24 protein-coding genes and 1 tRNA gene are annotated in these 24,768 nt (G+C 69.8%); 7 read left to right on the top strand and 18 right to left on the bottom strand.

Annotation, left to right across the window (positions count from 1 at the left end; translation table 11 throughout):
* A partial coding sequence (locus tag H0488_RS10015) for a 5'-3' exonuclease (protein WP_312856275.1) occupies positions 1 to 990 on the bottom strand: 990 nt, incomplete at its 3' end.
* Positions 991 to 1,032: 42 nt separating this feature from the next.
* Between H0488_RS10015 and H0488_RS10010 the strand changes: the two genes are divergently transcribed.
* Positions 1,033 to 1,419: a hotdog fold thioesterase gene (locus tag H0488_RS10010; protein ID WP_246371760.1), complete on the top strand. Its 387-nt coding sequence runs from the start codon at positions 1,033 to 1,035 to the stop codon at positions 1,417 to 1,419.
* Here H0488_RS10010 and H0488_RS10005 read toward each other — a convergent pair.
* Positions 1,416 to 2,039: a GNAT family N-acetyltransferase gene (locus tag H0488_RS10005; protein ID WP_183099130.1), complete on the bottom strand. Its 624-nt coding sequence runs from the start codon at positions 2,037 to 2,039 to the stop codon at positions 1,416 to 1,418. The two genes, H0488_RS10010 and H0488_RS10005, sit on opposite strands and share 4 nt — an antisense overlap.
* Before the next feature lie 388 nt (positions 2,040 to 2,427).
* Between H0488_RS10005 and H0488_RS10000 the strand changes: the two genes are divergently transcribed.
* Entirely contained in the window at positions 2,428 to 3,615 is a 1,188-nt protein-coding gene (locus tag H0488_RS10000; RefSeq protein WP_220794406.1) for an ABC transporter substrate-binding protein, read from the top strand.
* Between the two features lie 110 nt (positions 3,616 to 3,725).
* Here H0488_RS10000 and H0488_RS09995 read toward each other — a convergent pair whose 3' ends face one another.
* From H0488_RS09995 to H0488_RS09975, 5 genes are all read right to left on the bottom strand, one after another.
* Positions 3,726 to 4,490, bottom strand: a complete 765-nt coding sequence (locus H0488_RS09995) for an ABC transporter ATP-binding protein (RefSeq protein ID WP_183099129.1) — start codon at positions 4,488 to 4,490, stop codon at positions 3,726 to 3,728.
* Entirely contained in the window at positions 4,487 to 5,431 is a 945-nt protein-coding gene (locus H0488_RS09990) for an ABC transporter ATP-binding protein (RefSeq protein WP_183099128.1), read from the bottom strand. The genes H0488_RS09995 and H0488_RS09990 overlap by 4 nt, the downstream gene beginning before the upstream one ends.
* The gene (locus H0488_RS09985; protein WP_312856274.1) at positions 5,424 to 6,641 is read right to left on the bottom strand and encodes a branched-chain amino acid ABC transporter permease; all 1,218 of its coding nucleotides are present in this window, start codon (positions 6,639 to 6,641) and stop codon (positions 5,424 to 5,426) included. The genes H0488_RS09990 and H0488_RS09985 overlap by 8 nt, the downstream gene beginning before the upstream one ends.
* A gap of 9 nt (positions 6,642 to 6,650) precedes the next feature.
* On the bottom strand, positions 6,651 to 7,985 hold the full coding sequence (locus tag H0488_RS09980) for an ABC transporter permease subunit (protein WP_183099127.1): 1,335 nt from the start codon (positions 7,983 to 7,985) through the stop codon (positions 6,651 to 6,653).
* Between the two features lie 197 nt (positions 7,986 to 8,182).
* The gene (locus tag H0488_RS09975; protein WP_183099126.1) at positions 8,183 to 8,785 is read right to left on the bottom strand and encodes an ANTAR domain-containing response regulator; all 603 of its coding nucleotides are present in this window, start codon (positions 8,783 to 8,785) and stop codon (positions 8,183 to 8,185) included.
* Between the two features lie 75 nt (positions 8,786 to 8,860).
* On the opposite strand from H0488_RS09975, the gene H0488_RS09970 reads away from it, so the two are divergent.
* The 3 genes from H0488_RS09970 to H0488_RS09960 all read left to right on the top strand — a co-directional run bounded on the left by H0488_RS09970 (position 8,861) and on the right by H0488_RS09960 (position 10,577).
* Positions 8,861 to 8,943, top strand: a tRNA-Leu gene (locus H0488_RS09970).
* 44 nt (positions 8,944 to 8,987) lie between these two features.
* Positions 8,988 to 9,767, top strand: coding sequence for a helix-turn-helix domain-containing protein (locus H0488_RS09965; RefSeq protein ID WP_183099125.1), 780 nt, complete (start codon positions 8,988 to 8,990; stop codon positions 9,765 to 9,767).
* A gap of 33 nt (positions 9,768 to 9,800) precedes the next feature.
* Complete coding sequence (locus H0488_RS09960) at positions 9,801 to 10,577, top strand: DUF427 domain-containing protein (RefSeq protein ID WP_220794404.1); 777 nt, start codon at positions 9,801 to 9,803, stop codon at positions 10,575 to 10,577.
* A gap of 3 nt (positions 10,578 to 10,580) precedes the next feature.
* Here H0488_RS09960 and pyk read toward each other — a convergent pair whose 3' ends face one another.
* From pyk to trpC, 8 genes are all read right to left on the bottom strand, one after another.
* Positions 10,581 to 12,041 (bottom strand): pyruvate kinase, encoded by a 1,461-nt coding sequence (pyk, locus tag H0488_RS09955; protein ID WP_183099124.1) that lies wholly within the window; start codon positions 12,039 to 12,041, stop codon positions 10,581 to 10,583.
* 30 nt (positions 12,042 to 12,071) lie between these two features.
* On the bottom strand, positions 12,072 to 13,541 hold the full coding sequence (locus H0488_RS09950) for a glutamate synthase subunit beta (protein ID WP_183099123.1): 1,470 nt from the start codon (positions 13,539 to 13,541) through the stop codon (positions 12,072 to 12,074).
* Between the two features lie 77 nt (positions 13,542 to 13,618).
* Positions 13,619 to 18,184: a glutamate synthase large subunit gene (gene gltB, locus H0488_RS09945; RefSeq protein ID WP_183099122.1), complete on the bottom strand. Its 4,566-nt coding sequence runs from the start codon at positions 18,182 to 18,184 to the stop codon at positions 13,619 to 13,621.
* Between the two features lie 138 nt (positions 18,185 to 18,322).
* Positions 18,323 to 19,324 carry a prolipoprotein diacylglyceryl transferase gene (gene lgt / locus H0488_RS09940; protein ID WP_183099121.1) on the bottom strand — a complete coding sequence of 334 codons (1,002 nt, stop codon included), beginning with the start codon at positions 19,322 to 19,324 and terminating at the stop codon, positions 18,323 to 18,325.
* Between the two features lie 3 nt (positions 19,325 to 19,327).
* Positions 19,328 to 19,921 (bottom strand): SCO family protein, encoded by a 594-nt coding sequence (locus tag H0488_RS09935; RefSeq protein ID WP_183099120.1) that lies wholly within the window; start codon positions 19,919 to 19,921, stop codon positions 19,328 to 19,330.
* Positions 19,922 to 19,923: 2 nt separating this feature from the next.
* Complete coding sequence (gene trpA, locus H0488_RS09930; RefSeq protein WP_183099119.1) at positions 19,924 to 20,739, bottom strand: tryptophan synthase subunit alpha; 816 nt, start codon at positions 20,737 to 20,739, stop codon at positions 19,924 to 19,926.
* Positions 20,736 to 21,965, bottom strand: coding sequence for a tryptophan synthase subunit beta (trpB, locus tag H0488_RS09925; RefSeq protein WP_183099118.1), 1,230 nt, complete (start codon positions 21,963 to 21,965; stop codon positions 20,736 to 20,738). The genes trpA and trpB overlap by 4 nt, the downstream gene beginning before the upstream one ends.
* A complete protein-coding gene (gene trpC / locus H0488_RS09920; protein ID WP_183099117.1) occupies positions 21,962 to 22,744 on the bottom strand; it encodes an indole-3-glycerol phosphate synthase TrpC in 783 nt (260 codons plus the stop codon). The genes trpB and trpC overlap by 4 nt, the downstream gene beginning before the upstream one ends.
* Positions 22,745 to 22,873: 129 nt before the next feature.
* On the opposite strand from trpC, the gene H0488_RS09915 reads away from it, so the two are divergent.
* Both H0488_RS09915 and H0488_RS24985 read left to right on the top strand, forming a co-directional pair.
* Positions 22,874 to 23,122, top strand: coding sequence for a DUF4190 domain-containing protein (locus tag H0488_RS09915; protein WP_183099116.1), 249 nt, complete (start codon positions 22,874 to 22,876; stop codon positions 23,120 to 23,122).
* Positions 23,123 to 23,205: 83 nt separating this feature from the next.
* Positions 23,206 to 23,595: a DUF4190 domain-containing protein gene (locus H0488_RS24985; RefSeq protein ID WP_183099115.1), complete on the top strand. Its 390-nt coding sequence runs from the start codon at positions 23,206 to 23,208 to the stop codon at positions 23,593 to 23,595.
* 21 nt (positions 23,596 to 23,616) lie between these two features.
* Here the strand turns inward: H0488_RS24985 and H0488_RS09905 are convergent, their stop codons facing one another.
* The 3 genes from H0488_RS09905 to H0488_RS09895 form a co-directional block, all read right to left on the bottom strand.
* The gene (locus tag H0488_RS09905; protein WP_220794403.1) at positions 23,617 to 24,084 is read right to left on the bottom strand and encodes a DUF2752 domain-containing protein; all 468 of its coding nucleotides are present in this window, start codon (positions 24,082 to 24,084) and stop codon (positions 23,617 to 23,619) included.
* 13 nt (positions 24,085 to 24,097) lie between these two features.
* The gene (locus H0488_RS09900) at positions 24,098 to 24,298 is read right to left on the bottom strand and encodes an HGxxPAAW family protein (RefSeq protein WP_183099114.1); all 201 of its coding nucleotides are present in this window, start codon (positions 24,296 to 24,298) and stop codon (positions 24,098 to 24,100) included.
* 85 nt (positions 24,299 to 24,383) lie between these two features.
* A partial coding sequence (locus tag H0488_RS09895) for a Trp biosynthesis-associated membrane protein (protein ID WP_183099113.1) occupies positions 24,384 to 24,768 on the bottom strand: 385 nt, incomplete at its 5' end.

The following is a 24,768-nucleotide window of genomic DNA, read 5'->3' as shown; positions in this document are numbered from 1 at the left end:
CAGGCCGGCGAGGAACTCCTCGACCTCGCCGTCGGCGAGGGTCCGGCCGGCGAGCTCGAAGCCGCCCTCCTCGATGGGCTCCTCGTCGGCCAGGGTCTCGATCGTGCGGGTGCGCAGCTCACCGCGGAACTCGAGCTCGTCGAAGAGGGTGAGCGCGGCCTGCCGGTCCCACGGACGCAGTGCGAGCTCGGACGGCCGCACGCCCAGGTCGAGGTCGGTCACCAGCGCGTTGAGCCGCCGGTTGCGGATCACGTCGCCGAGGTGCTCGCGCAGCGCCTCGCCCTTCTTCCCGGTGATCTCGTCGGCGTGGGCGATCACGTTGTCGAGACCGTCGTAGGTGTTGAGCCACTTGGCGGCGAAGCCCTGGCCGACGCCGGGCACGCCAGGCAGGTTGTCGGAGGTCTCGCCGACGATGGCGGCGAGCTCGGGGTAGCGCTGGGGAGGCACGCCGTACTTGTCGAGCACGGCGTCCGGGGTCATCCGGGCCAGGTCGGACACGCCCCGCATGGGGTAGAGCACCGTCGACCGCTCGGTGACGAGCTGCAGCGAGTCGCGGTCGCCGGTGAGGATCAGGACCTCCATGTCGGCCGTCTCGTCGGCGAGCGCCTGGGTGACCAGGGTCGCGATGATGTCGTCGGCCTCGTAGCCCTCGGCCTTGAGGTAGGGGATCGCGAACGCGTCGAGCACCCGCTCGATCAGCGGCAGCTGGCTGCTGAACTCCCCCGGAGTCTTGTTGCGCTTCGCCTTGTACTCGGAGTACTCCGCCAGCCGGAAGGTCTGCCGGGAGACGTCGAAGGCGACGGCGACGTGGGTCGGCTGCTCGTCGCGGAGCACGTTGACCAGCATCGACGTGAAGCCGTAGACGGCGTTGGTGTGCTGCCCGGTGGCGGTGGAGAAGTTCTCGACCGGGAGCGCGAAGAACGCGCGGTAGGCCAACGAGTGGCCGTCGAGGAGCAACAGGCGCGGACGCACGGCGGGAGACTCGGACACCCGACGACTCTAGCGATCCGCACCGACAGCAGAATGGTGCCCATGACCTCAGACCAGATGGGTGCCCTCAACGAGAAGCTCGGCGTCCGGATCATCGAGTCCTCGGCCGAACGACTGGTCGCGACCATGCCTGTCGAGGGCAACACCCAGCCCTACGGTCTGCTCCACGGCGGCGCCTCCGTCGCACTCGCCGAGACGCTCGGGTCGATGGGGTCCGCGCTCCACGCCGAGCAGTACGGCAGGATCCCCGTCGGCGTCGACATCAACGCCACCCACCACCGGTCCGCCACGTCGGGCATCGTCACCGGCACCGCGACCGCGATCCACCTCGGCCGCACCAGCGCCGCCTACGAGATCGTGATCGTCGACGAGGCAGGCAAGCGGCTGTGCACGTCCCGCATCACGTGCGCGCTGATCGAGCCGCGCTAGCTGTCGCTGTCGGTTCGCTCGGGCGCCACCGGGTACGACGTGCCCGGGAGCGGCAGCTGGACCTGAGCCGCCCGCGCCCTGCGCTGGTTGCGTCGAGCGACGAGCACCCGCGGCGTCGACCGTACTGACCCAGGTGCTGTCGGCGGCGTGATCCGGGACCGCACGATCGAGGTCGGCGCCAGTCGGATGGTCGCGGCCGGCGCGAGAGCCAGCCGCGCCATGAACCGGTTGGCGTCGCGCGCGGTCGCCGGGACGGCAGTCGTGACGTGCAGGACGCCGTTCTCCTCGGCGAAGGAGACCGCCGCCTCCATCAGCATCCGGCCCACGCCGCGCCGGCGGTACTGGTCGAAGACCCGCGGCTGGATCGACTGGACGCACGGGTCGAGGTTGATCGGCGACACCGTGGTCAGGCGGAGGAACACGGCGCCCGCGAGGTGGCCGTCGTACTCGACGACGACGAAGCGCTCCTCCGGGGACTCCGCCGCACCCTTGATCACCAGCTCGAGATCGGCGACCTGCTCGGAGCGGTCGACCCGTCGCAGCACGTCGCTCCACAGCTCGGCGAGCACCGGCGCGTCCTCGCGCCGCGCGATCCTCGGCGTCAGGCTGTACCGGCTCACGAGTCCCCCTCTTCGTCGGGGGACACCCTACGCCCGCTCCACCGCGGAGTGACAGGTGCCGGCCCACCGGCCACACCGAAAGGCACGCTGCGACCGGGGGCGCCGTATTTCCCGAACATTACGGTTCGGGCACATTCGCCTGAGTGTGTTGCGAGGCGCCCCACGGCGGCCGGTTCGGGTCTATCGTGCCCCCAATGCCCGCGGGTCGGGCAACCGATAGATCCGGAGGACTAATGAAGCGCATGACCAATTCGATGCGTCTTGCCGCGATCGCCACGGCGAGCGCGCTGATGCTCGCAGGTTGCGGCGACGACGGCGGCGACGATGACAACGACGCCGGTGACGACACCAGCAGCTCCACCGACACGGCCCCGCTGACGAACTCCGAGTGCGACGGGGGCGCCTCGTCCGCGGACGCGTTCTACACGGGCGGCATCCTGCCGCTGACCGGCTCNCACTGGCCTTCCTCGGCCCGCCGGAGATCGCCGGCGTCGGCCTCGCCGTCTCCGACATCAACGCAGCCGGCGGCGTCAACGGCGTCGACGCCTGCCACAACATCCTCGACTCGGGTGACTCCAACGACCTCTCGGTCTCGCGCCAGAGCGCGCGTGAGCTGGTCGGCAAGGACCCGTCGGTCGTCATCGGTGCCGCGTCGTCGAGCGTCTCGCTCGGCTTCGTCGACACCCTGACGGAGGCGCAGATCACCCAGATCTCGCCGGCGAACACCGCTGCCGAGCTGAGCGGCTACAGCGACTTCTACTTCCGTACCGCCCCCGAGGACAGCGTCCAGGGCAGCGCCCTCGGTTCGCTGATCGCTCAGGACGGCCACCAGAAGATCGCCTTCCTCGTCTTCAACGACGCCTACGGCACCGGCCTGCGCGACTTCGTCCAGGCTGCCTACGAGGGCGCCGGCGGCGAGGTCGTCTACGGCGCCAAGGGCGAGGGCCAGGAGTTCCCGCCCGGACAGACCACGTTCTCGTCCGAGGTGACCTCGGCGCTCGCGGCCAACCCGGACGCCATCGTCATCCTGGCGTTCGACGAGACCGGCGCGATCGTGCCCGAGCTCGCCGCCCAGGGCTGGGACATGTCGAAGGTCTACATGACCGACGGCAACACCTCCGACTGGGGCGACGCGTTCGACCCCGGCACGCTCGAGGGCGCCAAGGGCACCATCCCTGGTGCGGACGCTCCCGGGGACTTCAAGGACCGCGCGAGCTCGTGGTCGGAGGAGTTCGAGGGTGAGGCGCTGACCGACTACTCGTACGCAGCTGAGTCCTACGACGCCACCGTGCTGGCCGCTCTCGCGGCTGCCAAGGGCGGCTCCAACGACTCGGTGACGGTCCAGGAGAACCTGGCCGCCGTCTCGGGTGCGACGGGCGGCACCGAGTGCACGTCGTACGCCGAGTGCCTCGAGCTGATCGAGGCCGGCGACGAGGTCTGGTACAAGGGTCCGTCGGGCATCGGTCCGCTGAACGAGAACAACGACCCGTCCTCGGCGTTCGTCGGGATCTACGAGTACAACAGCGAGAACGCACCGGAGCTCATCGACTCGGTCGAGGGTGTCAGCGGAAGCTGACCACCTGCTCCAACACGCGGTGCCCCGGGCCATCGGCCCGGGGCACCGGTGTTTTTCGGGGGCTTCGGGTGCTGCCGGAGGATTCCGACGGCGGAGCCGTCGACCCGCGATCAGGCAGGCTGCTGGCCCTCGACGTCCGTGGCGAGGGTGCCGAGGTAGAGCTGGATGACCTTCGGGTCGTTCGCGAGCTCCCGGCCGGTGCCCGTGTAGGCGTCCCGGCCCTGGTCGAGCACGTAGCCGCGGTCGCAGATCTGCAGGCAGCGCCGGGCGTTCTGCTCGACCATCACCACGCTGACGCCCGAGATCTTGTTGATCCGCCGCACCCGGATGAAGGTCTCGTCCTGCCGCACCGGGGAGAGACCCGCTGACGGCTCGTCGAGCAGCAGCACGGACGGATCCATCATCAGCGCGCGGGCCATCGCGAGCGACTGGCGCTCACCACCGGACAGGGCGCCGGCCCGCTGGTTGCGGCGGTCGCGCAGCACCGGGAACAGCTCGTAGTTCTTGGCCAGCTGCTCTGCGAGCTTCTTCGGCCGGAGGAAGAGCCCCATCCGCAGGTTCTCCTCCACCGACAACGTCGGGAAGACGTTGTTGTTCTGCGGCACGAAGCCCACACCGAGCTCGACCAGCCGGTTGGCCCGGGTGCCGGTGATGTCCTCGTCGCGGAGCGTCACCGTCCCGGAGTGGACGCGGACCAGGCCGAACATCGCCTTGAGCAGCGTCGACTTGCCGGCGCCGTTCGGTCCGATGATGCCGACGATCTCGCCGGTGTGTGCCACCAGGCTGCACCCGTTGAGGATGTTGACGCCCGGCAGGTAGCCGGCGACGACGTTCTTCGCCTCGAGCACCGGCGTCTCGGTGGGAGCCTGCGTCATGACTTGCCCTCGCTCTCGGCCTCCGCCTCGATGGCGGCGAACTGGTCGTCCTCGAGCAACGAGTCGTCGCCGAGGTCGGTGTCGTGGTGGGCACCGAGGTAGGCGTCGATCACGGCGTCCTGCGCCATCACGCTGCTCGCCGTGCCCTCGGCGACGATCTTGCCCTCGGCCATCACGACGACCCAGTCGGAGATGTGGCGCACGACGTGCATGTCGTGCTCGACGAACAGCACCGTCATGCCGTCGTCGCGCAGGGCCTCGATGTGGCCCAGCAGCGACTGGGTCAAGGCCGGGTTCACGCCGGCCATCGGCTCGTCGAGCATGATCATCGTCGGGTCGGTCATCAGCGAACGTGCCATCTCGAGCAGCTTGCGCTGGCCGCCGGAGAGGCTCCCCGCGAAGTCGTCCTTCTTCTCCAGGAGCTTGAACCGGTCCAGCAGGCCGAGCGCCTTCTCCCGGATCTCACGTTCCTGGCGCGACCAGATCGGCTGCAACCAGCTGGTCAGGATCCGCTCGCCGCTCTGGCCCGGCGCCCCCAGCATCATATTGTCGAGGACCGTCATCCGGTTCAGGGCCTTCGTGAGCTGGAACGTCCGCACCATGCCGGCACGAGCGACCCGCGAGGCCGACGTCCGGTTGATCGCTTGTCCGTTGAAGGTCCAGGCCGCGCCGGACGACGGCTTGTCGAAGCCGGTGATCAGGTTGAAGAAGGTCGTCTTGCCGGCACCGTTGGGACCGATCAGCGCGGTGATGATGCCGCGCTGCACCTCGAGGTGACCCACGTCGACGGCGGTGATGCCGCCGAACTGACGCACCACCTTGTCGACCGTGAGGATCGGGTCCGGCTTGGCGGCTCCCGGGACCTCGTCCACGCCGGACATCAGCGCGACGCGGGCCGACTTGTCGGAGAGGTCGGTCGACCCCACGACTGACTCAGACATTGAACCGCAACTCCCTCTTGTCACCCAGGACGCCTTGTGGTCGGAAGATCACGAGCAGCATCAATGCGACACCGATGACGATCCAGCCGAACTGCCCTGCCTGCTGCGTGTTGAGGTAGGAGTCGGGCACCGTGTTGTCGGCGATGCCGGTCACCAGGATCCGCACCACGAAGAACAGGATGGAACCCAGCACCGGGCCGAACACCGTCGCCGCACCACCGAGCAGCAGCGCCGTCCAGCAGTAGAAGGTCAGGGTGCGCCCGATCGAGTCGGGGACCACCGAGGACGGGAGCACGTAGAGCATCCCGGCGATGGCACCGAAGAGCCCGCCCAGCACCAGCGCCTGCATCTTCACCGCGAAGACGTTCTTGCCGAGGCTGCGGATCGCGTCCTCGTCCTCGCGCACGCCGCGGAGCAGTCGACCCCACGGACTGCGCACCAGGAGCCAGACGACCACGACGCAGAGCGCGACGACCGACCAGGCGACCGCCCGCATCCACCAGCTGTTGGCGCCGGTCAGGATGTAGTCGAGGGAGCCGACGTCGAGGTTGCCCGAGCCGAAGAACGACAGGTCGGTGACCGGGCCGCGGAAGTCCTGACCCTCGATGCCCTGCGGGCCTCCGGTGTGCTCGTTGAACGCGGTTGCCCGACCGACGTACCGGACGATCTCGGCCGCCGAGATGGTCACGATCGCGAGGTAGTCGCCGCGCAGCTTCAGCGTCGGTACGCCGAGGACCACCGCGAAGAGGCCCGAGGCGGCCAAGCCGATGAGGATCGCGAACACCAGCGGCACACCCTCGACGATCGAGATCGCGAAGCCGTAGGCCCCGAGGAGCATGAAGCCGGCCTGCCCCATGTTGAGCAACCCGGTGTAGCCGAAGTGGATGTTGAGCCCGATCACCGCGACCGCGACCGCTGCGGTCTGCGGGTCGAGGGCCTGGTCGAGCATGCTGTTGCCGAGCTCGGTCGTCCAGCCCATCTCGACGCCGAAGAACGCCAGCACCATGATGAGCAGGATCGCGGCCGCGATCGCCCAGGCGACGTACCCGGCGATCTCGCGGGCCCGGTCGCTGAGCATCGGACCACCGACCTCGCCGCCCGCCGCCGCGGTCACGGCAGCGGCGGTCTCGCTGAGGTCGGCGGCCACGCCGAGGGCGGCGACCTCCTCTTCCTGAGCGGTCGCGGTCTCGGACTTCTTCTTGTCGAACACGTCGTCCTCCTAGCCGATCCGCTCGGGTCGCCCGAGCAGTCCCTGCGGTCGGACCAGCAGCAACAGGATCAGAATCACCAGTGCGGTGGCGTACTTGAAGTCGCTCGGCATCCCGAACACCGGGGAGACCTCGACGACGTAGCCGATGATCATCGACCCGAGGAGGGCGCCGAACGCGGTGCCGAGTCCGCCGAGCGTGACGGCGGCGAAGAGCAGGAGCAGGATCTGCAGACCGGAGTCCCACTTCACGCCGTTGGTGACGAGCGCGTAGAGCACGCCGGCGAGGCCGGCGAACGCTGCGGCGACCGTCCAGACGAGTCGGATCACCCGGTCGACGTCGATGCCCGACGCGGCAGCCAGCGCCGGGTTGTCAGCGACCGCCCGGGTCGCCTGGCCGATCCGGGTCTTCAGCAGGACGACGCCGACGCCGATCAGCAGCACGATCGAGATCGCCATCGAGATGATGGACTGCCAGGTGATGCCGACCGACCCGATCTCGACGCCGTCAGGAATGCCGACGACGACGCGGACGGTCTCGGTGTCGATCAGCTGGAAGACGTACTGGAGTGCGAGCGACAGACCGATGGTCACGATCATCAGCTGGGTGAGCCCCAGCCCTCTCCGCCGCAGGGGTTGCCAGAGCCCCCGGTCCTGGACCCAGCCGAAGGCTCCGCAGATCACGGTCACCAGGGCCACCGCCGGCCAGAGGGGAATGCCCACGTTCTGGACCAACAGGTAACCGGTGAAACCGCCCATCGTCAGCAGCTCTGCGTGGGCGAAGTTCGACAGGCCGGTCGTCCCGTAGATCAGCGAGAGACCGATCGAGGCCAGCGCCAGCAGCAGGCCGAGCCGGATCCCGTTGACCGAGCTCTGCAGGAAGTACTCGAAGTCGCTGGTCTCGGCCTTGTAGTCCTCCGAGCGCACGCCGAGGATGACCGGCTGGCCGCTGGCGAGGCCACCGATCATGCCGTTGACGACCACCGAGTTGCCGGGGCCTTTCAACAGCTTGCTCTTCGACGGCAGTGCCTCGACGCCGTCCGGCAGCGAGTCCTCGACGATCTCGACCTGGAACCGGCCGGGCTCGGTGAAGGAGAAGCTCCAGCGGCCGGACTCGTCGGTCGTGGCCGTGGTCGGCTCCTGCCCGACGATCGGCTCGCCCTTGTCGTCGACCGGCGTGATCAGCACGTCGACGCCCTCGAGCTGCTCCTCGCCGGTGTCCAGGGTGCCGGTCAGGCAGCCGTTGTCGGCACTGGCTCGGCACGGCTCGGCCGCCTGCGCGGCAGCGGGACCAACGCCCGCGAAGAGCACGCCGAGTAACGCGGCAGCGATGAGCAGCCATCGCACGGCGGGCGTACGCCTCGCCGATCGTCGACCTTGGAACCTCACCAATTCCTCCTCCCGCCGTCGACCATGGCGGCGACGTCGCCCGGAGTCTAGGCACAGTCTGGCCCCGATGGGGGAACGGAAGCGACCTAATCCTGGATCTACACCGAACGGTGATCAGTAGTTACCGGGGCGTAACGGGAGAAGAGGCGTCTCCGTCAGGAACCGGCGTTGCCCGGCAGTCCGTGGGTGACCACTCCGTCGGCGACCTGACGCATCGACATCCGCAGATCCATCGCGGTCTTCTGGATCCACCGGAACGCCTCGGGCTCGGTCAGCGAGAGCTGCTCCTGAAGGATCCCCTTCGCCCGGTCGATCGCCTTGCGGGTCTCCAACCGCTCCTTGAGGTCGGTGACCTCTTCCTCGAGCTGGGTGATCTCGGCGAACCGGCTGACGGCCATCTCGATGGCCGGCACCAGGTCGGACTGGGTGAACGGCTTGACCAGGTAGGACATCGCTCCGGCGACCCGTGCCCGCTCGACGAGGTCGCGTTGCGAGAACGCGGTCAGCATCACGACCGGGGCGATCCGCTTGCCGGCGATCGCCTCCGCCGCAGCGATGCCGTCGAGCACCGGCATCTTCACGTCGAGGATCACCAGGTCGGGCTTCAGCTCCTCGGCGAGCTCGACCGCCTTGGCGCCGTCACCGGCCTGCCCGACGACGTCGTAGCCCTCCTCGACCAGCATCTCGGCCAGGTCCATCCGGATCAGGGTCTCGTCCTCCGCGATGACGACGGTGCGGGGAGCAGGCGCTTCGGTCACAGGCAAAGGCTATCGGCACAGGTGCTTGGTGTGATGCGAGAGGGCCCCAGCCTCTCGGCTAAGGTTTCTCGCTGAGCCGGGTTGGCGGAATGGCATACGCGACGAGCTCAAACCTCGTTGCCCGAAAGGGCTTGTGGGTTCGAATCCCACACTCGGCACTCGATGATCCACTGCTGTCGGAGGCCCCGACCAGACTGGCGACATGGCCCACGTACGCCCGCTCGCAACTGTCGAGTCCGCCCTGCGCGACTCGGACGCCGGGATGCGCGACGCCGACAACGCGGCCAAGCACGGCGTCTCCCTCAAGACGATCCGCCGCTGGCGTCGGCTGTACCAGCGCCGCGGATTACCGCGCGGCCAGCAGCACACCTCTGTCCAGTGCCCGATCTGTGATCACGTCGAGCTCGACACCGCTGCCTACGCCGAGCTTCTCGGCTGGTACCTGGGCGACGGCCACATCAGCCAGGGAAGGCGCGGCGTCTTCAGTCTGCACGTGATCAACGACGAGAAGTACAGCGACGACAACCGCCGTCTCCGGGTGCTGATGTCGTCCGTCAAGCCAGGCGGCCGGCCGCACACCCGCAACGCTCCCGGCGCCGTGATCACCACCGTGTCGTGGCGCCACTGGCCCTGCCTGTTCCCCCAGCACGGCCCGGGCCGCAAGCACGAGCGCCCGATCGTGCTCGAGGAGTGGCAACGGCAGATCGTCGAAGCCCACCCGGGGCCGTTCCTCCGTGGCCTGTTCCACTCCGACGGATGCCGGGTGCTCAACTCGACCACCCGCACGGTCGCAGGCGAGGTGCGGCGCTACCACTACCCCCGCTGGCAATTCTCCAACGCCTCCGCGGACATCCGAGAGCTCTGCTGCTGGGCGTTGGACCTGGTCGGCATCGCCTGGCGGCAGTCCAACCCACGCGTCGTCAGCGTCTCCCGACGGGAGGCGGTCGCCGCTCTCGATGCGCTGATCGGCCCCAAGTCCTGAAACGACGCTCGATCGATCGCCTACTCTGCCGAGATGGCGATGCGCACCGAGCCGACCGACAAGTGGATCCGCGGGTACGTCGGCACGACGCTGCTGGTGGACAGCAAGGACGCGCTGCTGTTCTGGGAGCAGCTGCGACCGGTGCCGGCTTACGCGTTCCCGCGCGCCGACGTCCGGACCGACCTGCTGCAGCCGTCGGCGACCCCGCGCAGCGGCCGGTCGCACTATCCCCCGCACGGCCCCGTGTCCGCGTGGTACGACGTCGTGACCGAGGGCCGCGTCATCGAGCACGCAGCGTGGGTGCGGGACGACCCCAAGATCAGCGACCGGATCGTGCTCAGCTGGGAGCCGGGCGTGATCGACCGGTGGCTGGAGGAGGACGAGGAGGTCATCGTGCATCCGCGCGATCCGCACGCGCGGGTCGAGGCGCTGGCGAGCTCCCGCCACGTCCGGGTCTCGCTGGGCGGCACCGTCCTCGCCGACAGCCACTCCCCCGTGCTCCTGTTCGAGACCGGGCTGCCGACCCGCTACTACCTGCCGCGCGAGGACGTGCGGCTCGACGTGCTCACCCCGACGACGAACCGCAGCGCCTGCCCCTACAAGGGGTTCGCCGAGGAGTACTGGAGCCTGCCGGGCGTCGAGGAGGGCGACAACGTCGCCTGGTCGTACGCCGCGCCGTTCCGAGCCGTCGAGCGGATCGCCGGGCGGATCGCGTTCTACAACGAGGTCGTCGACATCACCGTCGACGGCGCCGAGCAGATCCGGCCGCGGTCGCCTTTCAGCACGGCCGCCAACCGACCGACGTCCTGAGGCTCAGCCGCGGCGATAGGCGGGGGCGACCTCGTTGATGGCGTCGCCCATCCGGTGGATCCGCAGCGCGTTCGTCGAGCCGGGGATGCCCGGCGGGCTGCCGGCGACGATCACGACCAGGTCGCCCTCCTTGACCCGGCCGATCCGCAGCAGCTCCTCGTCGACCTGGCGCACCATCTCGTCGGTGTGCTCGACGGTGACCGTCTGGAACGCCTCCACCCCCCAGGTGAGCGCGAGCTGCGAACGGGCGCGAGCCTCCGGCGTGAAGGCGAGCACCGGGATCCCGCTGCGCAATCGGGCCAGCCGCCGGGCGGAGTCGCCGGACTGGGTGAACGCCACGACGTACCTCGCATCGATGCGCTGCGCGACCTCCTCGGCGGCCTTCGTGACGATGCCGGCGCGGGTGTGCGGGTCCCAGTCGATCCGACCGAACCGGCTGAACGTCTCGTCCTCGAGCGCGTGCTCCTCGGTGGCGGAGATGATCCGCGCCATCGTCTCGACGGTGTGGATCGGGTGCTCCCCCACGCTGGTCTCGCCGGACAGCATCACGGCGTCCGCCCCGTCGAGGACCGCGTTGGCGACGTCGCTCGCCTCGGCCCGCGTGGGCGCCGGGTTGGCCACCATCGACTCAAGCATCTGGGTCGCGACGATGACCGGCTTCGCGTTGCGGCGGGCGGCGACGATGACCTTCTTCTGGAGGAACGGCACCTCCTCGAGCGGGCACTCGACGCCGAGGTCACCACGGGCGACCATGAAGCCGTCGAACGCCTGCACGACCTCCTCGAGGTTGTCGATCGCCTGCGGCTTCTCGATCTTCGCGATGACCGGGAGCACGACCCCTTCCTCGCGCATGATCGTGCGCACGTCCTCGGCGTCGCTCGCGTTGCGCACGAAGCTGAGGGCGATGAAGTCGACGCCGAGCCGCAGCGCGAACCGCAGGTCGGCCGCGTCCTTGTCGGAGAGCGCGGGGACCGAGACCGCGACGCCGGGCAGGTTGATGCCCTTGTTGTTGCTGACCTGTCCACCGACCAGGACCTCGGTCTCGACGTCGGTGTCGGTCACCGACACCACCCGGAGCCGGACCTTGCCGTCGTCGATCAGGATCGGGTCGCCCGGGCCGACGTCGCCGGGGAGTCCCTTGTACGTCGTACCGCAGATCTCGGCGTTGCCCTGGACGTCACGCGTGGTGATGGTCCACCGCTGGCTGCGCCGCAGCACCACCGGACCGTCGGCGAACCGCTCCAGCCGGATCTTGGGTCCCTGCAGGTCCGCGAAGATGCCGACGCCGCGGCCACTCGCATCGGACGCCTCCCGCACGAGGCGGTAGACCTCGGCATGGTCGGCGTGGCTGCCGTGGCTCATGTTGAGCCTGGCGACATCCATCCCGGCGTAGACGAGCTCCCGGATCCGCCGCTCGGAAGCAGTGGCTGGCCCCAGGGTGCACACGATCTTGGCTCTTCGCACGGGTGCACCCTATCGAGTCAATTGGAACGTTCAGACCACGAGTGGGCGAGCAGTCGGCGGGATCGGCGACGGGAGCGTCGTCGACCCGGTGAGGTACTCGTCGACGGCCGCTGCGGCAGCCCGGCCCTCGGCGATCGCCCACACGATGAGGGACTGGCCGCGGCCCGCGTCACCGGCGACGAAGACGCCCGGTTCCGAGGACATGTACGACGCGTCCCGCACGATGTTGCTCCGGTTGTCGAGCTCGACGCCGAGCTGCTCGACCAGGCCCGAGCCCTCGGGACCCAGGAAGCCCATCGCGAACAGCACCAGGTCGGCCGGGATCTCGCGCTCGGTGCCCTCGATCTCGACCAGCTGGCCGCCCTCGAACTTCACGTCGACCAGGCGCAGCGCCCGGACGTTGCCGTCGTCGTCGCCGAGGAACTCCTTGGTGGAGACCGAGTAGACCCGGTCGCCCGCCTCCTCGTGCGCCGAGGAGACCCGGAAGATCATCGGGTACGTCGGCCAGGGCTGGCCCGCGGGCCGCTCCTCCGGCGGCTCGGGCAGGATCTCGAGCTGGGTGATCGAAGCCGCACCTTGACGGGTGGACGTTCCGAGGCAGTCCGCGCCGGTGTCGCCGCCACCGATGATGACGACGTGCTTGCCGTCGGCGCGGATCTGGTCGTCGACGGTCTCGCCGAGCGCGACCCGGTTGGCCTGCGGCAGGAACTCCATGGCCTGGTGGATGCCCTTGAGCTCACGGCCGGGCACCGGCAGGTCGCGCGGCACGGTCGCGCCCATCGCCAGCACGACGGCGTCGTACCGGTCGCGGAGCGCGCTGCCGGTCAGCGGACCCGTTCCGACCTCGACACCGGAGCGGAAGACGGTGCCCTCGCGCTTCATCTGCTCGAGGCGCCGGTCGAGGTGCTGCTTCTCCATCTTGAACTCGGGGATGCCGTAGCGGAGCAGCCCGCCCGGCTTGTCGTCGCGCTCGTAGACGGCGACCGTGTGACCCGCGCGGGTCAGCTGCTGCGCCGCCGCGAGCCCGGCCGGGCCGGACCCGACGACCGCCACCGTCTTGCCCGACAGCCACTCCGGCGGTTGCGGCGAGACGAATCCCGATTCCCAGGCCTTGTCGATGATCGAGACCTCGACGTTCTTGATCGTGACCGCGGGCTGGTTGATGCCGAGCACGCAGGCCGTCTCGCACGGCGCAGGGCACAGGCGACCGGTGAACTCCGGGAAGTTGTTGGTCGCGTGCAGCCGCTCGATGGCGCCCTGCCAGTCGTTGCGCCAGACCAGGTCGTTCCACTCCGGGATGATGTTGCCCAGCGGGCAGCCCTGGTGGCAGAACGGGATGCCGCAGTCCATGCAGCGGCCGGCCTGCTCGACGATGATCGGCAGCAGCGCACGGCCCGCCCCACCGGGGTAGACCTCCTGCCAGTCGTGGATCCGCTCCTCGACCGGCCGCCGCTCCGCGACCTCTCGAGTCGTCTTCAAGAATCCCTTGGGGTCAGCCATGCTGCGCTGCCTCCTTCATGGCCTGACGACCGCTGCAGGAAAGGACATGGTCGCATCGGCCGTCAGCCATGCTCTGCTCAACCATGAAGGGCCTCCATCATCGCGTTGGCCACGCCGTCCTCGTCGAGCCCGTCGGCCTCGGCCTTCGCCGCCGCCTCGAGCACGATCCGGTAGTCGCGCGGCATGACCTCGGTGAACCGGGTGAGCGCGGTCGGCCAGTCGGCCAGCAGCGCCTCGGCGACCTTCGAACCGGTCTCCTCGAAGTGCCGCTGCACCATGCCGTGCAGCTCGTCCTCGTGCGCCTCGGCCACCGGACCCAGCTCGACCAGCTCCCGGTTGACCCGGATGTCCTTGAGGTCGAGGACCCACGCGATGCCGCCCGACATGCCGGCAGCGAAGTTGCGGCCGACCTTGCCGAGGACGGCGACGCGGCCGCCGGTCATGTACTCGCAGCCGTGGTCACCGACTCCCTCGGTGACGACGACGGCGCCCGAGTTGCGCACGCAGCAGCGCTCACCGACCCCGCCACGGATGAGGATCTCGCCCGAGGTGGCGCCGTACGCGATCGTGTTGCCGGCGATGATGTGCTCGTCGGCCTTGAACGGCGCAGAGCGGTCGGGCCGGATCACGATCCGACCGCCCGACAGGCCCTTGCCGACGTAGTCGTTGGCGTCGCCCTCGAGCCGCAGCGTGATGCCCTGCGGGACGAAGGCGCCGAAGGACTGACCGGCCGACCCGGTGAAGGTGAGGTCGATCGTGCCGTCGGGCAGCCCGGCGCCGCCGTACTTCTTGGTCACCTCGTGGCCGAGGATCGTCCCGACGGTGCGGTTGACGTTGCGGATCGCGAGCTGGGCGCGCACCGGCTCACCGTCGTCGAGCGCGGGCTTCGCGAGCGGAAGCAGCGTGGTGACGTCGAGCGAACGCTCCAGTCCGTGGTCCTGGGTGCCGGTGTTGCGCACGTCCTGGTCGGGGAAGTGCGTGTCGGCGACCTGCACGTTGTGGAGGATCGGCGCCAGGTCGAGGCCGCCGGCCTTCCAGTGGTGCTCCGCGTTCACCGTGTCGAGCACCTGGACCTGGCCGATCGCCTCGTCGAGCGTGCGGAAGCCGAGCGACGCGAGCAGCTCGCGGACCTCCTCGGCGATGAACTCGAAGAAGTTGACGACGTGCTCGGCCTTGCCTGCGTAGCGCGAGCGCAGCACCGGGTTCTGGGTGGCGACGCCCACCGGGCAGGTGTCGAGATGGCAGACCCGCATCAGGATGCAGCCCGACACCACCAGCGGCGCGGTCGCGAAGCCGTACTCCTCGGCGCCGAGGAGCGCGGCGACGATGACGTCACGACCGGTCTTCAGCTGTCCGTCGGTCTGCACGACGATCCGGTCGCGCAGGCCGTTGAGCAGCAGGGTCTGCTGGGTCTCGGCGAGACCGAGCTCCCACGGACCCCCGGCGTGCTTCAGCGACGTCAGCGGGGACGCGCCCGTGCCGCCGTCGTGACCCGAGATGAGGACGACGTCCGCGTGCGCCTTCGACACACCCGCGGCAACAGTGCCGACACCGACCTCGGACACCAGCTTCACGTGGATGCGGGCGCTCGGGTTGGCGTTCTTGAGGTCGTGGATCAGCTGCGCCAGGTCCTCGATCGAGTAGATGTCGTGGTGCGGTGGCGGGCTGATCAGGCCGACCCCCGGCGTGGAGTGCCGGGTCTTGGCCACCCACGGATAGACCTTGTTGCCGGGCAGCTGGCCGCCCTCGCCGGGCTTCGCGCCCTGCGCCATCTTGATCTGGATGTCGTCGGAGTTGGTGAGGTACTCCGCGGTGACGCCGAAGCGTCCCGAGGCGACCTGCTTGATCGAGCTGCGACGCTCGGGGTCGTACAGGCGCTCGGCGTCCTCGCCGCCCTCGCCGGTGTTGGACTTCGCGCCCAACCGGTTCATGGCGATGGCGAGGGTCTCGTGGGCCTCGCGACTGATCGAGCCGTACGACATGGCGCCGGTCGAGAACCGCTTCACGATCGCGGACACCGGCTCGACCTCGTCGATCGAGATCGGCGCCCGGCCGAACTCGGACGGGTCCTTGAACTTGAACAACCCGCGGAGGGTCATCAGCTTCTCGGACTGGTCGTCGACCGCCTCGGTGTACTGCTTGAAGATGTCGTAACGCCCGGTGCGAGTGGCGTGCTGGAGGCGGAACACCGTCTCCGGGTTGAAGAGGTGCGGCTCGCCCTCGCGGCGCCACTGGTACTCGCCACCGATCTCGAGCTCGCGGTGGGCGGGCGCGATGCCGCCGCGGGGGTACGCCGTGGCGTGCCGCCGCGCGACCTCCTCCGCGATCGTGTCGAGCTCGGCGCCGCCGAGCTTCGACGTGGTGCCGGTGAAGTACTTGTCGACGACGGTCTGGGACAGACCGATGCACTCGAAGATCTGGGCGCCGGTGTAGGACGCGACCGTCGAGACGCCGATCTTGCTCATCACCTTGACGACGCCCTTGCCGAGCGCCTTGATCAGGTTCGCGACGGCCTGCTCGGGGTCGGCCTTGACGAAGTAGCCCTCGCGCGCGAGGTCCTCGACCGACTCCATGGCGAGGTACGGGTTGACCGCGGCGGCGCCGTACCCGACGAGGAGCGCGACGTGGTGCACCTCGCGGACGTCTCCGGCCTCGATCAGCAGGCCGACCTGGGTGCGGGTCTTCTCACGCACCAGGTGGTGGTGGACCGCGCCGGTCAGCAGCAGCGACGGGATCGGCGCCAGGTCGGCGGTCGAGTGCCGGTCGGACAGCACGATGATCCGCGCTCCGTCGGCGATCGCCTCGCTGACCTCCTGGCAGATCTCGTCGAGGCGCTGAGCCATCGCCGCTCCCCCGCCCTCGACGGGGTAGAGGCCGCGCGACACGTGGGTGATGAACCCCGGCATGTCACCGTCGCGGTTGATGTGGCGGATCTTCGCGAGGTCGTCGTTGGAGATGACCGGGAACGGCAGCACGACCTGGCGGCACGACGCGGGCGTCGGCTCGAGCAGGTTCGCCTCGGGACCGATGGTGCCGTTCAGGCTGGTCACCAGCTCCTCGCGGATGGCGTCCAGCGGCGGGTTGGTGACCTGGGCGAACAGCTGGCTGAAGTAGTCGAACAACAGCCGGGGCTTGTCGCTGAGCGCGGCGATAGGCGTGTCCGTGCCCATCGAGCCGAGCGCCTCGCCACCGGTGTTCGCCATCGGCGTGAGGAGGACGCGCAGCTCCTCCTCGGTGTAGCCGAACACCTGCTGGCGCCGGGTGACCGACGCGTGGGTGTGCACGATGTGCTCACGGTCGGGGATGTCGTCGAGGTGGATCAGACCCGCGTGCAGCCACTCGCCGTACGGGTGCTCGGCGGCCAGCTCGGCCTTGATCTCCTCGTCCTCGATGATCCGGTGCTCGTCGGTGTCGACGAGGAACATCTTGCCGGGCTGCAGACGGCCCTTGCGGACCACCGAGGCCGGGTCGAGGTCGAGTACGCCGACCTCGGAGGCCAGGACGACGAGGCCGTCGTCGGTCACCCAGAAGCGGGACGGGCGCAGGCCGTTGCGGTCGAGCACGGCGCCGATCTGGGAGCCGTCGGTGAACACGACGCACGCCGGGCCGTCCCAGGGCTCCATCAGCGCGGAGTGGAAGCGGTAGAAGTCGCGGCGCAGCGAGTCCATCTCGGTGTGGTTCTCCCACGCCTCGGGGATCATCATCAGCACCGAGTGCGGGAGGCTGCGGCCACCCATGTGCAGCAGCTCGAGCACCTCGTCGAACGAGGCCGAGTCGGAGGCACCCGGCGTGCAGATCGGGTAGAGCCGCTCGAGGTCGCCGGGGATCACGTCGCTGTCGAGCAGCGCCTCGCGGGCCCGCATCCAGTTGCGGTTGCCCATGACCGTGTTGATCTCGCCGTTGTGGGCGATGAAGCGGAACGGGTGCGAGAGCGGCCAGCTCGGGAAGGTGTTGGTCGAGAACCGCGAGTGGACCACGGCGAGGGCGGAGGCGATCCGCTCGTCGACGAGGTCGGGGAAGAACATGTCGAGCTGGTCGGTGGTGAGCATGCCCTTGTAGATCAGGGTGCGCGAGGACAGCGACGGGAAGTACACGTCGGTCTCGTGCTCCGCGCGCTTGCGCAGGCAGAACGCCCGGCGCTCGAGCGCCATGCCGGTCAGCCGCTGGCCGGCGCCGTGGACGACGATCTGGCTGAACGTCGGCATCACGCTCGCCGCCATGGTGCCCAGGATCGACGGGTTGACCGGCACGTCGCGCCAGCCGGCGACCGCGAGGCCCTCCTCGGCGGCGATCTCCTCGATGCGCTGCCGGGTCTTGGCGACGTGCTCCTCGTCGCCGGGCAGGAACGCGGTCCCGACGGCGTAGCAGCAGCGCTCGGGCAGCTCGAACCCCGCCTCGCGGGCGACCTCGCGGAGGAACGCGTCCGGTACCTGCATCAGGATGCCGGCGCCGTCACCGGAGTTGACCTCGGCGCCGGCGGCGCCGCGGTGGTCGAGGTTGCGCAACGCAGTGAGGGCCTTCGCCACGATGTCGTGGCTGGCCTCGCCGGTCATCGTCGCGACGAAGGCGACGCCGCAGGCGTCGTGCTCGTTGCGCGGGTCGTAAAGACCCTCGGGCGGCGGGAACGCGTGCGAGTAGGGCACCAGAGTTCTCCCGTCGGCTTCGTCTGAGGACCGGTTCCTGCCGAGACAGGGTCCACAGAAGGTGGGGCGCAAGGGACGTCACTGGCCCACGCGGCGGAGGCTTCAGGTTACCACCGCGTGACAGTACGGCGTCACGCGTCAGTCCTCGGTGGACACCTTCCCGGCCGCGGGCGCGTCCTCGGCGGAATCGTCCTGCGCATCGGCGTCCTCGGCGGGTTCGGTCCCGTCCTCGGGCCCGGCCGTGTCCTCGGTCGTGTCCTCGGTCGTGTTCTCGGGCTCGGACGCGGCAGCGGCGTCGTCGCGGAACACGGACTCCTCACGACCGGGATGACGCCTGGTCGACACGACGACGTAGATGGCGGCTGCGACGAAGAGCACGATCGACGTCCAGACGTTGAACCGGAGCCCCAGCACGTCGTTGTACTGGACGTCGTCGATCCGGAGGTACTCGATCCAGCCCCGGCCGGCGGTGTAGGCCATCACGTAGACCGCCATCACCCGGCCGTAGCCGAGCCGGAAGCGCCGCTCGAGCCAGATCACCAGCACGAAGGCGGCGAGGTTCCACAGGCACTCGTAGAGGAACGTCGGGTGGAACGTCGTACCGGCCTCGAACGTGCGGTCGGCGGGCCAGTGGGCGCGGTCGATCTCGAGCCCCCACGGCAGGTCGGTGGGGCGGCCGTAGAGCTCCTGGTTGAACCAGTTGCCCCACCGGCCGATGGCCTGCGCGACGAGCACGCCCGGAGCGAGCGCGTCGGCCATCGGCAGGAACTTGATGCCCTTGGCCCGGCAGCCGAGGTAGGCGCCCACTGCGCCGAGGGCGACACCGCCCCAGATCCCGAGGCCGCCGCGCCAGACGTAGAGAGCGGTGACCGGGTTCTCACCGTCACCGAAGTAGCGGCCCCAGTCGGTGGCCACGTGGTAGGCCCGGGCGCCGACGATGCCGAACGGCACCGCCCAGATCGCGATGTCCTGGACGTCGCCGGCGTTGCCGCCGCGCGCGACCCAGCGGCGCTCACCGATCCAGATCGCGGCGACGATGCCGGCGATGATGCACAGCGCGTAGCCGCGGATCGGCACGGGACCGAGGTCCCAGACGCCGTCGGACGGGCTGGGGATCGTGAAGAGCAGATCAGGGAGCACAGTTCAGTCCTCGGACAGCAGGAGGTGGATATCGGTTGCGTACTCGGCCGCTGACGTCTCCTGGTTCCAGACGACCACGGCCTCGTCGTTCTCGTCGATGCCGAGCACGAACGTCGAGTGCCCGCCGAGATCGTAGCCACCGCTGGGGAGACGCTTCCCGTCGTTCACGTAGAGGTGCAGCGGATCGCCCGCCGCGACGATGTCGTCGAGGTCGCCGGTGAGGCCGACGAAGTCCTCGCCGTAGCCGTCGAGGTAGTCGCGCAGGGCCGCCGCGTCGTCGCGCTCGGGGTCGGTGGTGACGAACACCATTCCGACCTGCTCGCGGTCGTCGTCGTCGAGCCGGTTCAGTCCGGCGGCGATGTTGTTCATCACCAGCGGGCAGAGGTCCGGGCAGTGCGTGTAGCCGAAGAAGACCAGCGTCAGCGGTTCGTCGGTGTCCTCGGCGAGGGAGTACGGCGACCCGTCGGTGTCGGTCAGCTCCACCGTCGGTGCGGCATAGGACTGGTCCAGGCGGGCGCCCGTGAACTCCTCGGGACCGCCACAGGCGGAGACCAGGAGGACCAGGACGGCGACGACGCCGAGCACGACACCACGCACGATCAGGAACGAACTCCCCGGGCGAGGTCCTCGGTCAGCTTCACCAGGGCGCGACGCCCGGCGTCGAGGTCGTCGGGATGGTCGAGCAGTGCCCGCACGAAGGCCGAGCCGACGATGACCCCGTCGGCGTAGGAGGCCACCTCGGCCGCCTGCACTCCGTTGCTCACGCCGAGGCCGACGCCGACCGGCAACCCGGGGGCCGTGGCCGCCACGGCGCGCTTGGTGCGCTCCACGAGCGGCCCCGCGAGGTCGCTGGTCGCGTCCCGGGCGCCGGTGACACCCATCACCGCGGTGGCGTAGACGAAGCCGCGGCAGGCGGCCGTGGTCATCGCGATCCGCTCGTCGGTCGAGGAGGGCGCGACGAGGAACACCTTGTCGAGGTCGCGGGCATCGGCGGCCGCGATCCACTCGGGGGCGAAGTCGGGTGTCAGGTCCGGCGTGATCAGACCGGCCCCGCCCGCGTCGTACAGGTGCTGCGCGAAGCGCTCGACGCCGTACCGCTCCACGGGGTTCCAGTAGGTCATGACCAGGGTCGGTACGCCGGTCGCCGCGACCGCCTCGACCGTGCGCAGCACGTCGGTCGTGCGGACCCCCGCCTCGAGGGCCTGCTGCGCGGCGGCCTGGATGGTCGGACCGTCCATCACCGGGTCGCTGTAGGGCAGGCCGATCTCGATGACGTCGCAACCGGACTCGACCATCGTGCGGAGCGCGGCGATGCCGCCGTCGACCGTCGGGAACCCGGCCGGCAGGTAGCCCACCAGGGCGGCTCGACCGTCGGCGCGGGCCTTCTCGAACGCGACGCTGACGCTGGTGCTCACGCGGTCTCCTTCGGCGTGCCGAGACCGAAGTACTCCAGCGCCGTGCCCATGTCCTTGTCGCCGCGGCCGGACAGGTTGATCAGGATGGTCTCTCCCTGCCGCTCCTGCGCGACCTTGAGCGCGCCGGAGACGGCGTGCGCCGACTCGATCGCCGGGATGATCCCCTCGGTGCGCGCCAGGAGCGACATCGCCTCCATCGCCTCGGCGTCGGTGACCGGGAGGTACGACGCCCTTCCGCTCGCCGCGAGCGCGGCGTGCTGCGGTCCGACCCCCGGGTAGTCGAGGCCGGCCGAGATCGAGTGCGACTCGATCGTCTGGCCGTCGTCGTCCTGCAGCACGTAGGTGCGCGAGCCGTGCAGCACGCCGACGCTGCCGGCGAAGATCGTCGCCGCGTGGCGACCCGTCTCGACGCCGTCGCCCCCGGCCTCGAAGCCGTAGATCGCGACGTCCGGGTCGTCGAGGAACGCGGCGAACAGGCCGATCGCGTTGGAGCCGCCTCCGACGCAGGCCGCGACCGCGTCGGGCAGCGATCCGGTGAGGTCGAGGCACTGGCGGCGCGCCTCGTCGCCGATGCCGCGCACGAAGCTCAGCACCAGGCTGGGGAACGGGTGCGGGCCGGCAGCCGTGCCGAAGAGGTAGGCGGTGTGGTCGACGCTGGCGACCCAGTCGCGCAGCGCCTCGTTGATCGCGTCCTTGAGCGTGCGGGACCCGCTGCGGACCGGGATGACCTCGGCGCCCAGCAGCTGCATGCGGGCGACGTTGAGGGCCTGGCGCTCGGTGTCGACCTCGCCCATGTAGACCGTGCAGTCGAGCCCGAGGTAGGCGGCGGCGGTCGCCGAGGCGACGCCGTGCTGACCCGCGCCGGTCTCCGCGATCACGCGGGTCTTGCCCATCCGCTTGGTCAGCAGCGCCTGGCCGAGCACGTTGCGGATCTTGTGGGCGCCGGTGTGGTTGAGGTCCTCGCGCTTGAGCAGGATCCGGGCGCCGGCGTGGTCGGAGAGCCGGTGGGCCTCGTAGAGCATGCTCGGCACGCCGGCGTAGTTCTGCAGCAGTCCCTCGAACTCCTGGAGGAACGCCGGGTCCAGCATCGCCTTCTGCCACGCCGCGTCGAGCTCGTCGAGCGCCGCGATCAGGGCCTCCGGCATGAACCGGCCGCCGAAGCTGCCGGCGCCGCCGTACCAACCGTGCAGGTCGGCGTCGTACTGGCTGTTGGGAGTGGGGGTCACGCCTCGACTCCTGTCATCGCGGCGACCGCCTCGCGCGGCGCGCCATCTTTCACCAGCGCCTCGCCGACGAGGACGACCCGCGCACCCTCGGCGAGGTAGCGCTTCACGTCGGTGGGGCCGCTGATCCCCGACTCGGCGACGAGCACCCGGTCGGCCGGGACGAGGGGGGCCAGCCGTCCGAACGCATCGGGGTCCACGGCCAGGGTCTTGAGGTTGCGGGCGTTGACGCCGATCAGCTCGGCGCCGAGCGCCACCGCACGCTCGGTCTCGGCCTCGTCGTGCACCTCGACGAGCACGGTCAGCCCGAGGTCGCGGGCGGTGTCGTGGAGACGGCGCAGCTCGTCGTCAGACAGCGCGGCGACGATCAGCAGGGCCAGGTCGGCGCCGGCCGCGCGGGCCTCCAGCAGCTGGTAGTCGGTGACGATGAAGTCCTTGCGGAGCAGGGGTACGTCGACGGCGGCCCGCACCGCACGGAGGTCGTCGAGACTCCCCCCGAACCGGCGCTGCTCGGTGAGCACGCTGATCGCGGCCGCACCGCCGGCGGCGTACTCACGCGCGAGCGACGCGGGGTCCGGGATGTCGGCGAGGTCGCCCTTGCTGGGGCTGCGTCGCTTCACCTCGGCGATCACGCTGGAGCCGGGGCGCCGGAAGTGCGGCATCGGGTCGCGAGGGGCGGGCGCCTCGGCCAACAGGGCCTTCAGCTCGGCCGCAGGGGTCGCCGCCATCCGCGCGGCGAGGTCCTCCCGGACGCCGGCAACGATGTCGTCGAGCACCGACATTGCGCCTCCGTGACTTGCAGTTTTCCCGACCTCAATGCGTTCGATCGGCGGGTTCACAGTCTCCCACGCTGCCGATATGGTCACGACACTGCCCGGGATCCGGCCGGGCCTCTGAAAGGACCGCACGACATGGGTGAGCACCCGAAGGGCCAGACCATCCTTATCCTCGGCATCCTCAGCCTGGTGTGCTGCGGGTTCTGGACAGGGGTCCCGGCGATCATCATGGGCAACAAGGCCATGGCCGAGATCGCCGCCGGGCAGTACGCCGAGACCAGCGGGGTCAAGATCGGCCGCCTCCTCGGCATCATCGGCACCGTTCTCTCCGCGCTCGGCGCCGTCTTCTACATCCTGTTCTTCGTGCTGCTGGCTTCGAGCTGACCCGTCGATCTCCGACACCGGGTGCGACTAGAGTCGCTGCCCTCGCCCGGGAGCTGCCCGGGCCCGCGCCGAAAGGGCACTAAGTGAGCTACGAACCACCCAACTACGGCAGCCCGCCGCCGCCCCCGCCCGGTGGTGGCGGTGGCTACGGCGCTCCCCCGCCCCCCGGGGGCGGTTACGGCGCGCCCCAGCCCGGCTTCGGTGGGGCGGCTCAGCCGTCGCAGTCGGTCATGGCGCTGATCAGCCTCATCGCCGGCATCATCGGCATCCTGTCGTGCTGCTGCTTCATCCCCTCGGCTGCCGCACTGATCCTCGGCATCCTGGGCAAGAAGGAGATCGCCGAGTCCGGCGGGCTCAAGACCGGCGGCGGCATGGCCCAGGCGGGCTTCATCCTCGGCATCGCCGGTCTGGCGCTCGGGGTCCTCTACTGGATCTTCAGCATCATCTGGAACGTCAGCGTCTACAACTACTGACGCCGACAACCTGCGGTGGGGTCATGGCGCGAGCCATGACCCCACTGTCATGTTCCGGAGCACGGTGAAGACAACCAGCAGGACGGCCAGCACGACCGCCCACCGGGTCAGGTTCTGGTCGGCCGGCGCCCACGAGCGGCCGGTCCACCGACCGATGCTCCACCGGGCGAAGACGTAGGCGATCAGCGGCAGCGACGCCACGAACATCAGGTTGCTCGACGCGGCGTCGATCAGGCGCAGGTTGCTGAGGCTGTTGACCGCGCGCAGGCCGCCGCAGCCGGGGCAGTTGACGCCGAGCAGCGCCTGCGTCGGGCACTCGCCCCACGCGCCCTGCTCGTGGGGGTCGCGGACGTGCAGGGCCACGGTCGCGGCCGCCAAGGTGCCGACGACCAGCACCGGCGGGAGCATCCGGCGCCAGCGCGAGCCGGGAAGTGACCGCGCGACCACAGCGACCCGGTCTCCCGGGCGCATCGGTTGGGTCGTGGTCACGGCAGGTCCCTGGTCAGTGGCTGGACTCGTGGAGTCCGGCCTTGTCCATCGCGACGAAGACCACGGCGCCGGCGGCGACGATCACGACGCCGACCCAGAACAGCACCATGTTGACCGGGCTGAGCATCAGGCCGATGCCTCCCACCACGAAGCCGGCCAGCGCCACGATGACGGCGGTCCAGGCCGCGGGGGTGTTGCCGTGGTTGTCAGACATGCAGGCGCTCCTCGGTTCGGGTTCGTGGTCTCGAGGCTCGCTTCGCTCGCACCTCAACCACCGCACATGTTAGTGGCAAGTCCGCTCATCGGTCCGTCGGGTCCTCGCCCTCGTCCATGGACTTCCAGAGATCGAGGCTGGTGCGCTCCTCCGCCGGGGTGTCGTCGGCCGGGGCCTTGTCGCGGGACGAGGGCGCGTCGTACCGGTTGCCCATCTCGGGCCACGCGGGCGCCAGCCAGACAGCCGACACGGCGGCGGCGACGGAGACGACCGACGCCAGGAGGCCCACCCAGAACCACGGCGTGGCGTCGAGCGGGAGCCGCTCGGCGAGCACGGGGACGCCGAGCTGGTCGGCGATCTCGGCGGCGGCGTCGTCGTCCTGGACGAAACCCCCGACGACCAGCACCGCGAACACGCCGCCGGCGCTCAGCGCTGCCACGGCCGCCATCACCTGGCGGAACCGGCCCCGC

The organism is Nocardioides pelophilus (assembly GCF_014180685.1).
Classification (GTDB): Bacteria; Actinomycetota; Actinomycetes; order Propionibacteriales; family Nocardioidaceae; genus Nocardioides; species Nocardioides pelophilus.
Note: the sequence above shows the minus strand (reverse complement) of the source record. Positions and strands in the feature narration are given on the sequence as shown.